The 15,192-nt window shown below is 39.7% G+C and carries 12 protein-coding genes; 5 read left to right on the plus strand and 7 right to left on the minus strand.

What is annotated here, in order from left to right:
* Window positions 1-3: 3 nt before the first annotated feature.
* From ccoN to gpmI, 5 genes are all read right to left on the minus strand, one after another.
* Window positions 4-1,467, minus strand: a complete 1,464-nt coding sequence (gene ccoN, locus LS67_RS00700) for a cytochrome-c oxidase, cbb3-type subunit I (protein ID WP_034325371.1) — start codon at window positions 1,465-1,467, stop codon at window positions 4-6.
* Window positions 1,468-1,564: 97 nt separating this feature from the next.
* Window positions 1,565-2,767, minus strand: a complete 1,203-nt coding sequence (gene tilS, locus LS67_RS00705; protein ID WP_052082193.1) for a tRNA lysidine(34) synthetase TilS — start codon at window positions 2,765-2,767, stop codon at window positions 1,565-1,567.
* 98 nt (window positions 2,768-2,865) lie between these two features.
* Window positions 2,866-3,645, minus strand: coding sequence for a HugZ family heme oxygenase (locus tag LS67_RS00710; RefSeq protein ID WP_034325427.1), 780 nt, complete (start codon window positions 3,643-3,645; stop codon window positions 2,866-2,868).
* A 231-nt stretch (window positions 3,646-3,876) separates the two neighbouring features.
* Window positions 3,877-4,647 (minus strand): sulfite exporter TauE/SafE family protein, encoded by a 771-nt coding sequence (locus LS67_RS00715; RefSeq protein ID WP_034325372.1) that lies wholly within the window; start codon window positions 4,645-4,647, stop codon window positions 3,877-3,879.
* Window positions 4,648-4,808: 161 nt separating this feature from the next.
* Window positions 4,809-6,287 carry a 2,3-bisphosphoglycerate-independent phosphoglycerate mutase gene (gene gpmI / locus LS67_RS00720; protein ID WP_201274009.1) on the minus strand — a complete coding sequence of 493 codons (1,479 nt, stop codon included), beginning with the start codon at window positions 6,285-6,287 and terminating at the stop codon, window positions 4,809-4,811.
* Between the two features lie 105 nt (window positions 6,288-6,392).
* Between gpmI and mraY the strand changes: the two genes are divergently transcribed.
* The 3 genes from mraY (at window position 6,393) to LS67_RS00735 (ending at window position 9,336) form a co-directional block, all read left to right on the plus strand.
* Window positions 6,393-7,472 (plus strand): phospho-N-acetylmuramoyl-pentapeptide-transferase, encoded by a 1,080-nt coding sequence (mraY, locus tag LS67_RS00725; RefSeq protein ID WP_034325374.1) that lies wholly within the window; start codon window positions 6,393-6,395, stop codon window positions 7,470-7,472.
* A 9-nt stretch (window positions 7,473-7,481) separates the two neighbouring features.
* Complete coding sequence (gene murD / locus LS67_RS00730; RefSeq protein ID WP_138109507.1) at window positions 7,482-8,756, plus strand: UDP-N-acetylmuramoyl-L-alanine--D-glutamate ligase; 1,275 nt, start codon at window positions 7,482-7,484, stop codon at window positions 8,754-8,756.
* Between the two features lie 196 nt (window positions 8,757-8,952).
* Window positions 8,953-9,336: a hypothetical protein gene (locus LS67_RS00735; RefSeq protein ID WP_034325375.1), complete on the plus strand. Its 384-nt coding sequence runs from the start codon at window positions 8,953-8,955 to the stop codon at window positions 9,334-9,336.
* A gap of 186 nt (window positions 9,337-9,522) precedes the next feature.
* Here LS67_RS00735 and LS67_RS00740 read toward each other — a convergent pair whose 3' ends face one another.
* A complete protein-coding gene (locus LS67_RS00740; RefSeq protein ID WP_034325376.1) occupies window positions 9,523-10,311 on the minus strand; it encodes a triose-phosphate isomerase in 789 nt (262 codons plus the stop codon).
* 211 nt (window positions 10,312-10,522) lie between these two features.
* Here LS67_RS00740 and polA point away from each other — a divergent pair, with 211 nt between their 5' ends.
* Window positions 10,523-13,246, plus strand: a complete 2,724-nt coding sequence (gene polA, locus LS67_RS00745; protein WP_034325377.1) for a DNA polymerase I — start codon at window positions 10,523-10,525, stop codon at window positions 13,244-13,246.
* A gap of 115 nt (window positions 13,247-13,361) precedes the next feature.
* Window positions 13,362-14,192 carry an enoyl-ACP reductase FabI gene (gene fabI / locus LS67_RS00750; RefSeq protein WP_034325378.1) on the plus strand — a complete coding sequence of 277 codons (831 nt, stop codon included), beginning with the start codon at window positions 13,362-13,364 and terminating at the stop codon, window positions 14,190-14,192.
* Here fabI and LS67_RS00755 read toward each other — a convergent pair.
* The gene (locus LS67_RS00755; protein WP_034325379.1) at window positions 14,189-14,782 is read right to left on the minus strand and encodes a hypothetical protein; all 594 of its coding nucleotides are present in this window, start codon (window positions 14,780-14,782) and stop codon (window positions 14,189-14,191) included. The genes fabI and LS67_RS00755 overlap by 4 nt on opposite strands.
* Window positions 14,783-15,192 lie beyond the last annotated feature (410 nt).

Raw genomic sequence — 15,192 nt, forward strand, 5'->3', positions numbered from 1 at the left:
CCTTTATGCTGCCATAGGTGTAGCATTTTGAGGTTCTTTGTCAAGAACCCTACCTGATGAGATAGTCATAAGAATGTTGTAAATAAACATAATGAATCCTATCAAATACATAAGCCCACCAATCGCACGAATAAGATAGTATGGGAAGAGCGCAGTTACTGTGTGAATAAAGCTATAAATAAGACTTCCATTCGCATCATAATCTCTCCACATCATACCTTGTGTGATACCTGCAATCCACATACTTGAGAAGTAAAGGATAATACCTGTAGTCATAATCCAGAATTGCGCGTCCATAAGCTTTTTAGAGTAAAGCTCTCGCTTGAAGATTCTAGGCACCATATGGAAGCACGCAGCAATAACCATAAATCCTACCCAACCAAGAGCTGCATCATGAACGTGTCCGATAATCCAGTCTGTAAAGTGAGCCAAGCCATTGACAGAACGGATAGACTGAATCGGTCCTTCAAGTGTGGTAAGCATATACCAAGTTGAAGCAAGGATGAGGAATTTAATCATGGGAGATTCTTTGATTTGATGCCATTGACCACGCATAGTAAGCAACATATTGATTGCTGTCCCCCACGAAGGCAAAATCAAAATAACTGAAAACACAGAACCAAGTGTCTGAATCCAATCAGGCGTAGTTGAGTAAATAAGGTGGTGTCCGCCTGCCCAAATATAAATAAACATAAGTCCCCAGAATGAGAATAATGTAAGCTTATATGAGAATATAGGCTGTCCAGATTCTTTAGGGAGGAAGTAATAGATTAACCCAATGATACCTGAAGTAAAGACGAATGCAACAGCATTATGTCCCCACCACCATTGCACCATCGCGTCATTTGTCCCAGCATAGAATGAAATAGAGTGCAACATACTCCCTATACCCGCGACGAAATAAGTTGGAACCGAAAGGTTATTGAAAATGTAAAGCGCAGAAATACCAACAAATGTAGCGATGAAATACCACAATGAGATATAAATTGTTTGCTCACGTCTCACACCCATACTTCCAAATAGGCTCACACCCCACAATACCCACACAACAACTACAAGAATATCAAGAGGCCAAATAAGTTCAGAATATTCTTTAGATTGCGTTAGTCCAGCAAAAAGTGTAACCACTGCAAGCACCATAAGCACAATGTATATCCAAAAATGCGCTAGTCCCACTGCATGCAAGAAACAATGCTCTTTATAGGTAATCTTAAGCACCCTTTGCCCTAAATAATACCAAGAAGCCCAAATCCCACTAAGAGTAAAACCATAGATAATACCATTAGTATGAAGAGGTCGAAGCCTACCAAAAGTTCCATATTCTGAAGCTAGATAGTTTAAATCTGGGAATGCCATTTGAAATGCAATCACTACCCCGATGAGCAGCCCTACAAATCCAAAAGCCATCGCAGAGAAAACAAATAACTTAGCAATTGAGTAATCATACTCGAGCGTGTTTGTCTGCATTGCAGTCTCCTTATTTTGATTTAAATGCGGTATAGATTGTAGTATCTTTGAATTTATAGCCACCTTAAAAAGTTAATAAAGAAATAACAAAAAATTTTTAAAGAGTAAAAAAGTTTTTTATTTTGCACTCAAAACTATCATTTTCCTGCTGCGTTTTGTGTGAGGGTAGAGGGTTGTTTATAGAATCTGCACCAGATTCTATATGTGTGCTTATAGCCTGAAATTCCCACCAGATAAGCTTTCTTATCTTTGGTGGAATATGATATGTGGCGCATAAAGTTTTGAAAGGCTTTGTCATAGGCTCTTTGGTTACGATTTGAAACATACTAATACTATCCAGCGCAATAAACAGCAGCTTATCATTTTTAGCGATGATGAGATTGTGAATCTTACAATTAAAATGGCTTTTCACTATCTCCTCTCGTTGCTTACTGCTTAGCACATAGCCGCAGAGTTTAGCCGCCTTATCACACGCGAGCAAGAGCAAATACTCCTCATTAATGTTAAAGGCAAAAATCGCACATTGATATTTTCCTCTCTCCGTCCGCATAGTCTTAGAAAATTCACAAATATTTTTAGAATCTTTATACAAAGACTCTCTTGCCTCGCTCACAAACTTATGCAAAGATTCTAAAAACAGAATCCGCGGGGCAATCTGTGAAAGCAAATATTCCTTATCCTGCGCGAGATAATTGAGACTCTGTGCTATACCTACACCAAAGGTATTTACAAGATCATTACAAAATCTATGCCGAAAGAAATTTCGCCTAAAGCGCAAATCCGCATTACTCGTATCCTCAAAGTATCGTAAATCACGCTCTTTACAGAATCTATAAAGCTCTTCCTTTGGGGTAGATTCTAAAGGGCGGACAATAGGATATGTGCGCCCCCAATCAAAACCCAACAAATTACCTAGCCCACTGCCAAGCGTGAGCTGCATCATAAACCACTCGAAACGATCATTGAGCTGATGAGCGAGAATAAGCGACTCGTAACCATAAGATTCTATAATCTCATCAAAGAATCCAAATCTAAATATCCTTGCTTGAGTTTCAAAATTATGAGAAAATTGCGGCGCGTGGGCGACAAAGCATTGTTTGTTGTGAATCTGTGCCAACTCTTGTGCATACGCCACCTCATCATCGGCTTCTTTGCGTGTATGATAATGCACGATAGCGATGTCAAAAGGCACATTTGCTTCAAGGAGCAAAAAAAACAACGCCACAGAATCCACCCCGCCAGAAAATCCAAGCAGATGTTTGCCTGTGTAAAGAGATTGTGTTGCGGGGGAGAGCTTCAAAATGCGCCTTTGAAGTGAGATAGCGCATTATAGCATATCTTAGATTCTAAAGACACACCAACATTGTTATAGAATCCAAGATGATAGAATCTAAAATTTTAACGCATTTTATGAGGGATTGAATGAGGATTGCCCCCGCCTGTGCCAATTTGCTTAATCTCGCCACTAGGCAAAATATCAAAAGCCGCGCCAAAGCCCTTTACAAAGCGTCCCAAGCCAAGCTGTAACTCGATGAGATGAAAATCCCGCATTTGACGAATGGTCTTTATGCCACCAGCACCGCCCATAGCAGATTCTAAACTATTAAGCGCGGCATTAAACTCCTCGCTATCACGCTCAATAAAATGCGCATTTGCGCGGTATTTTAAACGTTTGCGCAAGATGACAGACTTTGCTTTGCCCTCATCTTCGAGGAAAAGCACCTCGATTTTTTGGGGATTTGCAGAGATACTCGCAAAATGTTCGGCAACCTCGCTAATGTAGATATAAAGTTTGTTATGAATCTGCATTAAAGGCGCATAGGAGGCAATTGCCTGTCCGTCTTTATCAATACTTGCAATAATGATTGAGCCAAAGCCCTGCTTGAATGCAGCAATTTCATCAGCTATATCTTTGCTATCATCGGGCTTTGCACTTTGACAAAAACTGATGATAGCGTCCTTTAGGCTACTTTCATCAGTCTTTTGCGGAAACTCCACGCGCAGGGAAATGTTATCATTATAGATAATGTCTAAACCCTCAAGATCAATGCCTGTGAGCGTGGCATTTTTTACCTCACCATTAATGAGTGCCTCTTTTTTGCCATATTTTTTACAGAGCGCAATAAGCTCGTTTGTGTGATAATTATTCATATGTGAAATGATGGTTTGTGGATTCATAGTTTGCTCCCAAAGTAGAATTGTGCCTTCATAGGCTACCACGAAAGTAGCCTACTTATGCAATCAAACAACAAATAAGGAAGGAAAAGATGCTCCTAACCCAACCCGCCCAACCAAACCAAAAATGATTTTGCTAAAAGCATCACTTAAAAGACAGGTGCATTATAATGTAAAGAAACTTAAAAATAAATTAATAACTATTCTTATTTTATAAAAATACAGAATCCTGCTTTAGAGTAAGCCAAAACTTTGGGCTACTTTCCACAATGTAAGAATAATAGAGAATGCGTATATGCCAATAAGCGCATAACGATGATTATGCAGTGTAACCTTACTGATGAGATAGATTCCAAAAGACACTCCAATCATTGAGGATATACCGATGATAATACCGGCTCTAAAGTCAATCAAATCGTGCGCAGCAAGTGAAAGTGAGCCAGAAATCGAAGCAAAAATAATAAAAAAAAGCGAAATAGGCACAACCTTTTTAGAATCAAAACCTAGATAATACGCCAAAATAGGCGCGAGGATAAGCCCTCCACCAACTCCCAAGCTCACAGCAAATATGCCCGTTAAGAATCCTGCACCAATCATCAAAAACTTTTGCTTGAAAGGATTAGTAATAGGTGGCGTGGGGTTAGCTTGTGTTTTGACATTAAAGACATATTTGTAAAAACTCACCGCAGATAGGAGCAAAAAGAGTAGGAGGAGGATTTGCGAAGAGAGTGAATCCACGATTATTCCGCTAAATGATGCCCCAATAAGTCCGCCTAACCCCACAAAAACGCCGTGATAAATGTCAAGCTTTTTTTGAAAAATATTAATGAGTGAGCCAAAGGTTGAGGAAAAAACCATTTGCATAATGGATACACCGATAGCATACTCCATTTGCATACCCAGAATAAGCAAACAAGGCACGATAATCACGCCTCCACCTATACCAAAGAATCCAGCCGCCACGCCACTTGTAAAGCCAAGAATAATGAGTATTTCAACAGCCATTTTCTCCCTCCAATTACCCTTTCATATGCTTAGAATCCTACTCGCCTTACGCTCTTGTAGCATTTGTTTATGTTGCACTTTTGTGCGCCCAACTTTGACAACGCGCGTATTTTGCGTGTTTATTTTACGCCACTACGCCTACTTATTGTGCCTGCATACCGCTAGAATAATGGTTTATCCATTTCTTTTGGTATATCTAAGCCCATAACCTTAAGTATGCTCGGCGCAATATTGTTTAATCCACCATTTGCCACTTTTGTTACGCCATTAGCAAGGCAGAAGCACCACACTTGCCCAATCGTATGATTTGTGAGAACATTACCCTGCTCGTCTCTCATCTCCTCGCAGTTGCCGTGGTCGCTTGTGATGAAAAGTGCGTATTTATGAGACTTTGCGGATTCTATAATGCGTCCAAGCTCCTTATCCACTGCTTCTACTGCAGCCTTTGCCGCTTCAAAGTTCCCTGTATGCCCCACCATATCACCATTTGCAAAATTCACAACAACAAAATCAAACCCCTCTTCTATACCTTTTAGCACCTCATCGCCCACCGCCGCCGCACTCATTTGCGGGAGCAAGTCATAGGTTTTTACATTTGGCGAGGGGATAAGCACGCGCTTTTCTCCCTCAAACTCAGCCTCACGCCCACCATTAAGGAAAAATGTAACGTGTGCGTATTTCTCTGTCTCCGCAGTATGGAGCTGCTTCAAGCCATTTGCTGCAATCACTTCGGCAAGAGTATTTTGCACCTTTTGCTTAGGAAAGAGAATAGGATAAGGAAAATTTGCATCGTATTCTGTCATTGTGGCAATGTGGCATTTCACTACGCATTCTCTCTTAAAGCCCTCAAAGTTAGGATTCCCTAGCGCATCGACAATCTCTCTTGCCCTATCAGAACGGAAATTGATAAAAATAAATCCCTCATTGTCCTTGATACCTGTGAATCCGCCAAAACTTGCAGGGACAATAAACTCATCATAAATACCCTCTTCATATAGAGAGCGCACATATTCTTGTGGGCTAAGTGTGCTAGGATTTGCACCTATTACGAGGGTATCATAGGCTTTTTGCACCCTATCCCAGCGTTTATCCCTATCCATAGCGTAAAATCGCCCGGCAATACTTGCTATGGAGATATTTTTACCACATAGATTCTCAATCTCTGTTATAAAAGTATTCGCACTTTGGGGTAAAACATCGCGTCCATCGGTGATTAAATGCAAAAATACCCTTTTGTTTTGATTTTCCAAAATCTGCGCTAAAGCCTTAAAATGCTCAATATGTGAATGCACTCCACCATCACTCAATAATCCGCATAAATGCACTACCTCCACATTTTGCACTACTTGCAAAAAAGCGGGATTTTTTTGAATCTCACTCTTTGCGATAGCCTGTGAGATTCTTACCAAATCCTGATAAAGTATGCGCCCAGAGCCAATACACATATGCCCCACTTCGGAATTTCCCATTTGCCCCTCTGGTAGTCCTACACTCATTCCAAATGTATCAATCATACCATAAGGCACATTTGCAAAAAGATAATCATAAGTTGGTTTTTTAGCGTGGTAAAAGGCATTGTATTGTGTTTTTTCACTATACCCTATACCATCAGTAATCACAAGGATACTCTTCATATACACCCCTTAGGAACAAAAATTAACTAATTGTAGCTAAAATCTAAAACCTTTCATAAACCAAAAACTGCCTTAAAACCTTTTGCAAGGCTTAAGATAAAGGACATAAATATGCTGTATTGGCTCTATCAAACTTTTGGTATCAATATCTTTTCTTATATTACTTTCCGCGCGGGGGTGGCATTTTTTTGTGCCTTTGGCTTTAGTATCGCCCTAATGCCCTATTTTATCAAATGGGCGAAGGCAAAAAAGGCAAATCAGCCCATTTCTACCTATGTAGCCGCGCACGAGGGTAAAAAGAATACCCCCACAATGGGCGGAATCGTATTTGTTATAAGTATGCTTTGTGCCTCTTTGCTCTGTGTGAATCTCTTTAATCCCTATGTATTGCTCGGGCTTTTTTGCATCATTAGCTTTAGTTTCATTGGCGCAAGAGATGATTATATGAAAATTTCAGCCAAAAGCAATGCTGGAATGAGTGCAAAAATGAAGTTTTTTCTCCTTTTTGTTGTCTCTTTAATCATTACCGCTTTACTTTTATACATAGGACATAATACAAACCTTTATATTCCATTTATGAAATATCCGCTCTTTGATATGGGTGATTTTACAATCGCAAACATTCCTATCATCGCCCTTGCCTTTTGGATTCTTGTATTTTTGGCTACAAGCAATGCCGTAAATATTACAGATGGGCTTGATGGATTAGCCACCGTGCCGAGTATTTGCGCTCTTTTTTCATTATCAATTTTTGTATATGTGGCAGGACACGCGGGATTTTCTGGCTATTTATTATGGCCCAAAGTCGTAGATAGTGGGGAGCTCGTTATTCTCTCTGTGTCGCTCATCGGTGCACTTTTTGGATTTTTATGGTATAACTGCCACCCCGCACAAGTCTTTATGGGGGATAGTGGTAGCCTCGCACTTGGAGGCTTCATAGCTTTTATGGCGATTGTCTCAAATAACGAGATTCTGCTTTTGCTCATTGGCATTATTTTTGTGATTGAAGCTCTTTCTGTGATTTTGCAGGTGGGAAGCTACAAGTATCGACAAAAACGCATTTTTGCTATGGCACCTATTCATCATCATTTTGAAGTGCGTGGCTGGGCGGAAAATAAAATCATTGTGCGCTTTTGGATTATTGCAATTTTGGCAAATCTCATCGCACTTTTAAGTCTAAAGATTCGCTAAAGGAGCATTATGCGTATAAGTATTTTTGGCTATGGCGTTACGACCACGCCTCTTGTGGCATTTCTCAATGCGCAAGGACATAAACTAAGTATTTATGATGATAAATTTCAAACTCTACATTACGATGAATATGGCAACACTCTGCTTCCCTCCTCACATTTTGAAAGCAGCAAAAGTGATATGGAGATTCTCAGTCCAGGTATCCCGCCCACGCACCCTTTAGTGCTTAATGCAAAGAATCTCATCAGCGAGTATGATTATTTTACAAATCTCTTGCTACAAGATTCACAAAAAAATGGTGCAAATAAAGCACAAGCACCCTTTATGATTTGGATTAGCGGGACCAATGGCAAAACAACGACAACCGAGATGACCACACTTTTATTAGAATCTTTTGGTGCGCGAAGCGGCGGTAATATCGGCACACCCCTAGCGGAACTCTACACGCAAAAGCCAAAAGTATGGGTGCTAGAGACAAGCTCCTTTAGTTTGCATTATACGCACAAAGCCTATCCTCGCATTTATGCACTTCTACCTGTAAAAGAAGATCATATTAGTTGGCACGGCAGTTTTGAAGCCTATATAGAGGATAAGCTAAGCCCTTTAGCGCGTATGGATTCTCACTCTGTCGCCTTTATCCCCGCGCAGTTTAAAGACCACCGCCTAGTGAAAACATTTCAAGGGAAAATGATATACTATGAAGATAGCGCGGATTTAAGCCAAAAATGCAGTATCACTATGGAAAAGATTAGATTCAAAGAGCCATTTTTGCTTGATGCAATTCTTGCGCTAAGTATCGCCAAATACGCCTTTGGTGCGGATAATATTGATTTAATTAATCGCTTTTGTATTGGCGCACACAGAATCGCGGAGTTTTATGACAAACATCATCGCTTATGGGTTGATGATAGCAAGGGAACGAATGTCGATGCGACCATTCAGGCAATCGCGCGATATGAGGGAATACATATTATGATTATCCTCGGTGGCGATGATAAGGGCGCAAATCTCACGCCACTCTTTGAATCTATGCGTGGCAAGGATATTGAGATTTTTAGCATAGGTGCTAATGAAAAAAGACTCATTGAGTATGCAAAAAACTATGGGATTCCAATCACATCTTGTGAAAACCTGCAAAATGCTATGCAAAAAATTCACGCAAAACGCACACTAGATTCCAAAGATGTTGTTTTACTCTCTCCAGCTGCTGCGAGTTTGGATCAGTTTAAATCTTATAAAGAGAGGGGGGAAATTTTCACCCACCTTGCTTTGGGAGAATCTTAGCCATAGTGCGTCAAGCTAAAAGCCTATACAGATTCAAAAATACCTACTAAGCTATGGACAAAAATACGAGATTCTAAAATAGAGCAGAGTAAAAACAAAGGCAAAATGTGTTATCTTACAGTATTCTACAACTTAAGCGACATTTAATACAGTAAGTCTTAGAATCCGTGACATATTTCTTTCAAAAGGAGCTTTTATGAAAAGATTAAGTGTAGGCTTGTGCGCGGCATTGTTTCTTTTGGGCTGTACTGAGCCAACTCCACAAGCAAAAGTAGAGGAGAACGCAAGGGCAGAAATATCTAAAAGATTGCAAAAACCACTTGAAGTAACCTATGGCAAAGTGCTTAAAGAAGATGAAATAGAAGCGATGAATAAATGTCTCTCTGCTGATTTGGTAAGCAAACTTACCACAGAAGAAAAGCTATTTTTGGGTGGAAACACAGCAGAAAAAACAAAAGTGGCTAAAGAAGCCGACAATGTGGCTAGCAAGCTTCTTTTCACAAGCAATGAGTTCAAAGGCTCTCTCAAGACCTGTTCTGCTGTTGTGGGCGTAGTCAAGGCAATTAATAAAGTCAAATAAATAACCTCTTTAAATAGTCAAAGCATTGCAACCTTGTGTTTTTATGCTTTGACTAGAATCCTCTCTTACTTTTTACTCCTTGTATGTTTATCACAAAACCTTAACCAAATTTAGCAACTTCACGATACAAGCCAAGAAATTTACTAGGCTTAGATTCTCTATTTTTGTTTAGTTCCTAAATCCTACCTATGAAGATTTTATCCCAGCGCGGATAATTTCACCAAAACCCTCTAGTTCGAAACTCGCCGAACCTACAAGCACACCATTGACATAAGGTAGAGACAGAATCTCACTCGCATTGTTAGCATTCACACTACCACCATAAAGCAATGGCGCGTCTGTGAGCTGTGAAAGCATTTTATGCGTAGATTCTATTTGCTTGAGGCTTGCACTCACACCCGTGCCAATCGCCCAAATAGGCTCATATGCGATAATAAGCTTAGAATAACTCGTATCAATACCACTAAGTTGCTTACTCAAAAACTCCTTTAGCGCGTTTTCACCTTTTTCTCGCACCTCCAAAAACTCACCGATACAATAATATATACTAAATCCTGCTTCTTTAAAGAATCTAAACTTCTCGTTGATAAAATCCTGACTTTCGCCAAAAAGTGTGCGCCGCTCACTATGCCCGATAAGCAAATGTGAGATGCGAAATTCCTCTAGCTGCTTGAGTGTAATCTCACCCGTAAAACCTCCGCTTTGCGCAAAGTAAGCATTTTGCGCACCGATATGAAAATGCGCAAAGCTATCATCTAAAAGTGCGGTGGCAGAGGGAAAAATACTCACTTGCAAATGCGATTTAGGCTGTATAGCAGAATCTTGCAAACCCTCCCCCAAAGATGCATTTTTGCAAGTCTCACTTTTGCAAGGCACATTTAGAGATTTAAGCAAAGATTCTAAACCTTCTGCATATGCACACACTTTGGCGCGTGTGAGATTTGATTTAAAGTTTGCAGCGATGATTTTTGACATTTTTACTCCTTTGAAATGTAGAATCTGCCAAAGTGAGGCATTTAATACCATAAATATGAGATTCTTAAAAACACAGAAATAGCATTTTATCTTAAAGTCGCAAATATCCCCTAGTATTGTTAAAACTCCCGACAAAGTGTCAGTAGTGGCAATTTAATATTTTGCGTTACAATCTTGCCCTTATAGTCTTAATTTGGCAATGAGGAGATTTATGAATACTCTAAGCGTGATTGATACTTTCGGTTTTTTCTTTAGGAGTTTTTATGCGCTCCCTCCGCTCAAAAATTCACAAGGCTTCCCTACCGGACTACTCGTGGGATTTTGTAACTTACTTCAGTCTTTATACAAAGACCCCTCTTGCACCTATGTTGTTTTCGCGTTGGAGGGCGGCGGAGAGAATAAGAGGCGCGAGATTTATGACGCTTATAAACGCAATCGCCAAGCCCCACCCCAAGAGCTCATTATGCAGCTACCTGTGGCGATTGAGTGGATTAGCAAAATGGGCTTTTTAAATATTAGCATTAATGGCTATGAAGCCGATGATGTGATTGCCTCTATTAACAAAATCGCAAACAATCAGCACATAGCAGTTAGAATCATCAGCCACGACAAAGATTTATATCAGCTCATCGATGAAAACACCTATATCTACGACCCCATTGGCAAAAAAGACATAAAAGAACAACAATGTATCGAAAAATATGGTGTGAAACCTGCGCAGTTTGTTGATTATCAATCGCTTGTGGGCGATACTAGCGATAATGTGGCGGGCATCAAGGGAATAGGCGCAAAAAGTGCGCAAAAGCTTATATCACATTTTGGCAGTATAGAATCTATGTATGCACGCGAGCAGGAACTAGACGACATTGTAAGCCCTCGTATTGCAAATCTCGCTCGCGAAGGCAAAGAAAGTGCGCTTATAAGCAAAAAGCTTGTAACCTTACACGATGATTTGTTGCAAGAGCTTGACTTAAGCAAATGTCTTATGCCGCAAACCAACCCTATGCTTAAAATCCTCGATGAACTGAAAAAATATGAGCTGAAAAATATCATCTCAAAGGTGCAATCTCCACACGAGCGACACGCACAGAGGAGAAGTGCGCAAAGAGGCGTAGGAAGCAGTCTTGATTCGCTTTCAAAAACAACGCAAAGCTTTTATTTCAAAGCGCACTTGCTCGATAATGTGGCAGATATAGAATCTATCCTCTCGCGCGTGGAAAAAGGCACAAAAATTGGATTTGATTGCGAGAGTGATAGCCTCAATCTCCAAGAGGCGAATTTGGTTGGATTCTCATTTTGCTTTGACGGAGAAAATACCTACTATGTACCAGTGGGGCATAATTATTTGGGTGTTGGCAAACAGCTTAGTATAGATGAGGCAAGGCATATTATTTCACGCATTTTTGCCTACCCGCTTATCGGGCATAATCTCAAATTTGACTTAAGCCTTATCTATCGCACTTTGGGGCTAGAACACAATAATGAAATTTATGATAGTATGATTTTAGGGTGGCTATATGATTCTATCTCGCCAGTGGGGCTTGATAAACAAATGCTAAAATGGTTTAAACACACAATGATAAGCTTTGATTCTATTGTGTCAAAAGGTGAAAATTTCTCGCAAGTCAATATCAATACTGCTATGCAATACGCCGCCGAAGATGCTGCCGCGACTTTCGCACTCTATCATCGCTTAGAGGAGGAGTTTCACGCAAGGAATTGGGGTGAGATTTTGGAGTTAGCCTATACTTTGGAATTTCCATTCATCAAGGTGCTTATGGCAATGGAGTGTGAGGGGATTAAAGTTGATATGGCACTTTTAGAATCTCTAAGAGACAAGATGAGTGAGCAAATCGCACATTTAAGCGCACAAATTTTCGCCCTTTGTGGAGAAAGCTTCAATCTCAACTCGCCCCAACAACTTTCTCAAGTGCTTTTTTCACATTTAGGGCTAAAGCCCGGACGCAGTGTCAAGGGAGGTTTAAGCACCGATGAAAAGACGCTTTCAGCCATAGCACACAGCCACGAGGTCATACCCTTGATTTTGGATTATAGAGAGGCAAACAAGCTTAAAAGCACCTACATAGAACCGCTTTTGCGCTTTGGTGCAACAAATGATGATCATAGAATCTATACATCATTTTTGCAAAGTGGCACAGCCACAGGACGACTAAGCTCAAAATCGCCAAATTTACAAAATATTCCGGTAAGACGCGAGGAGGGACGCAAAATCCGCGAGGCATTTATAAGCAAAGACAGGTATAGCCTCATAAGTATTGATTATTCTCAAATTGAATTGCGCCTTTTGGCACATTTTTGCAAAGATGATTCACTGCTTGAATCTTTTAGGCAAGATAAAGATATTCACTATGAAACAGCTGCGCGACTTTTTGGTAAGGAAAATGCAGAGCAAAAACGTGCGATTGCAAAGTCAATTAACTTTGGACTTATCTATGGTATGGGGAGCAAAAAACTTTCTCAAACTCTGCAGATTTCACTAAAAGAGGCAAAAAGCTATATTGAAAGCTACTTTGCACTTTTCCCCACAATAAAGGATTTTCTCAACGCGCAGGAGGCATTTTTACTAGAAAATGGTTATTCGCAGACATTGCTCGGGCATAGACGATATTTTGACTTTGAAAGTGCTACTGATTTTATGAAAGCAAACTTTTTGCGTGAGGGCATAAACTCTATTTTTCAAGGTAGCGCGGCAGATTTAATCAAGCTTTCAATGTGTGAGATTCACAAAAAATATGCAAAAAGTGATTTAAAAATGCTCCTGCAAGTGCATGATGAACTCATTTTTGAAGCACCTAGCAAAAAGGCGCAAGAATATGCACAAGAAGTGGCGCATATAATGAATAACATCTACACGCTTGAAGTGCCTTTAAAATGTGGCGTGAGTATCGGGCATAACTGGGCAGAGCTAAAATAAAGCGCAGATTCTAAAACTTATGAATCTTGTGTGTTGTGGATAGCGATTTATCAACATTTAGCAAAATTTTTGTAAAAAATGTATAATACGCGCTATTCTACTTAAGGAGGCAGTTATGGCTAAGATTTTAGAGGGCAAAAAAGGACTTATTGTAGGCGTAGCAAATAATCGCTCAATCGCTTATGGTATTGCTAAAGCGTGTAAAGAGCAAGGGGCGGATTTAGCTTTTACTTTTTTAAATGAAGCCTTAGAAAAAAGAGTGCGTCCTATCGCAGAAGAAATGGAATCTAAAAATTATGTCTATGAACTTGATGTGAGCAAAGAAGAGCATTTTGAGCAGTTATTCCACGCACTTAAAAGAGATATGGGAGAGCTTGACTTTATCGTGCATTCTGTAGCTTTTGCACCAAAAGATGCGCTAGAAGGAGACTTTATCCAAACAAGCAAAGCCGCTTTTAATACCGCTATGGAAATCTCTGTGTATTCACTCATTGAACTTTCTCGTGCTATGCTCCCGCTGCTTAATAAAAATGCGGCAATTCTCACCCTTACCTATCTTGGCAGCGTGAAATATGTAACAAACTATAATGTTATGGGTGTGGCAAAGGCAGCTTTAGAATCTAGTGTGCGCTATTTAGCGTATGATTTAGGCAAGCAAGGCATTCGTGTCAATGCTATCTCTGCAGGTCCAATTAAAACTTTGGCAGCAAGTGGGATAAGTGATTTTAATATTATGCTTAAATGGAATGAGGCTAATGCGCCATTGCGTGAGAATGTGAGCATTACACAAGTAGGCAATGCCGCAATGTATTTGCTAAGCCCTCTTGCAAGTGGTGTTACCGGAGAGGTGCATTATGTAGATGCGGGGTATAATATTATGGGAATGTGCGCCACCGAGGAAGTCGATGGCAAAATCACACCTCGTTGGGATATTTTACGCTCTTAAAAAGCAATCATAATATTTGCGAGGTAGCTAAGCTGCATAGACAGAGCTTCATTATTACTCACTCCTAATTCCTTAAACTTATCGCTCAAAGGGAAGCTACCTCGTCCCATTACTTCAAGGCTTACAAAATCGCTTAACACAAAGCCAAAGCCAAGATTCACATTCACGCCAAATCCTTTTGCACTCTCATCATTGAATTTGAGTTGCGCATAATGCACACCCGGTCCGCCAAATGTATAAAATCGTGGAGTGAATCTATATCCTTCTTCCCAAGTGATACCATAGCTTCTATATGATGGCTTTGAGCTGCTATCAAGGATATTTGATTCTGCGACTTCAGCAAGGATACGCGTAAAAAGCTTTTGGCTTGTATTTATCTGCAAGCCCAATGCACCACGTCCGCTTAAACCACCCTTTTCATTATATAAAGTTTCACCCATATTGCTCCATTTGACATTTGTATCAGCATTTTTAAACCAAGTCGTTTGAGAACCTATGCTTCCGCCTACTATAAAGCGATATTTTTGCTCCTCTGCTCCAAAAACACATAATGCAAAAGCAAATGGAATAAAAGCAAGAATTTTCTTCATTATTTCTCCTTTTTGTGAGGTTGTTATAAGCTTATCAGTTTTGCAAACCACAGCTTAATATAAAAATCACATTTTTTGATTAGAATTTTAATATATAAGGTAACCAATCGAATAAATACCATAACATATTTTCCTCCTTTTTATACTATTAAAGATGTAATCGTAGGGTAGATTTCTACCCTGATAGATAGCCTCAAATTAGAATTGAAGACCAATGAGTATTCCAGCGACTAATGCCCACATACTACACCTCCTTTTAAAGATTATCTCAAACCAAAACTTTATGATTTGATTGAATTATTATATTATAAAATATAATAATTGCTATTATTTTATATATCAATATTTTGAGTAATGTAATTTTGTAACATAATCTTTTTTAAGTCAAATTTGCCTACAATGTGTCTTTT

The sequence above is a fragment of the Helicobacter sp. MIT 03-1616 genome (assembly GCF_000765685.2).
Classification (GTDB): Bacteria; Campylobacterota; Campylobacteria; order Campylobacterales; family Helicobacteraceae; genus Helicobacter_C; species Helicobacter_C typhlonius.

Excerpts from the sequence above, each read along its gene's own strand:
- murD (WP_138109507.1), top strand. The coding sequence starts at position 7,482 with ATGCGTATAAGTATTTTTGGCTATGGCGTTACGACCACGCCTCTTGTG.
- fabI (WP_034325378.1), top strand. The coding sequence starts at position 13,362 with ATGGCTAAGATTTTAGAGGGCAAAAAAGGACTTATTGTAGGCGTAGCA.
- mraY (WP_034325374.1), top strand. The coding sequence starts at position 6,393 with ATGCTGTATTGGCTCTATCAAACTTTTGGTATCAATATCTTTTCTTAT.
- LS67_RS00710 (WP_034325427.1), bottom strand. The coding sequence starts at position 3,645 with ATGAATCCACAAACCATCATTTCACATATGAATAATTATCACACAAAC.
- LS67_RS00735 (WP_034325375.1), top strand. The coding sequence starts at position 8,953 with ATGAAAAGATTAAGTGTAGGCTTGTGCGCGGCATTGTTTCTTTTGGGC.
- LS67_RS00715 (WP_034325372.1), bottom strand. The coding sequence starts at position 4,647 with ATGGCTGTTGAAATACTCATTATTCTTGGCTTTACAAGTGGCGTGGCG.
- LS67_RS00755 (WP_034325379.1), bottom strand. The coding sequence starts at position 14,782 with ATGAAGAAAATTCTTGCTTTTATTCCATTTGCTTTTGCATTATGTGTT.
- LS67_RS00740 (WP_034325376.1), bottom strand. The coding sequence starts at position 10,311 with ATGTCAAAAATCATCGCTGCAAACTTTAAATCAAATCTCACACGCGCC.
- ccoN (WP_034325371.1), bottom strand. The coding sequence starts at position 1,467 with ATGCAGACAAACACGCTCGAGTATGATTACTCAATTGCTAAGTTATTT.
- polA (WP_034325377.1), top strand. The coding sequence starts at position 10,523 with ATGAATACTCTAAGCGTGATTGATACTTTCGGTTTTTTCTTTAGGAGT.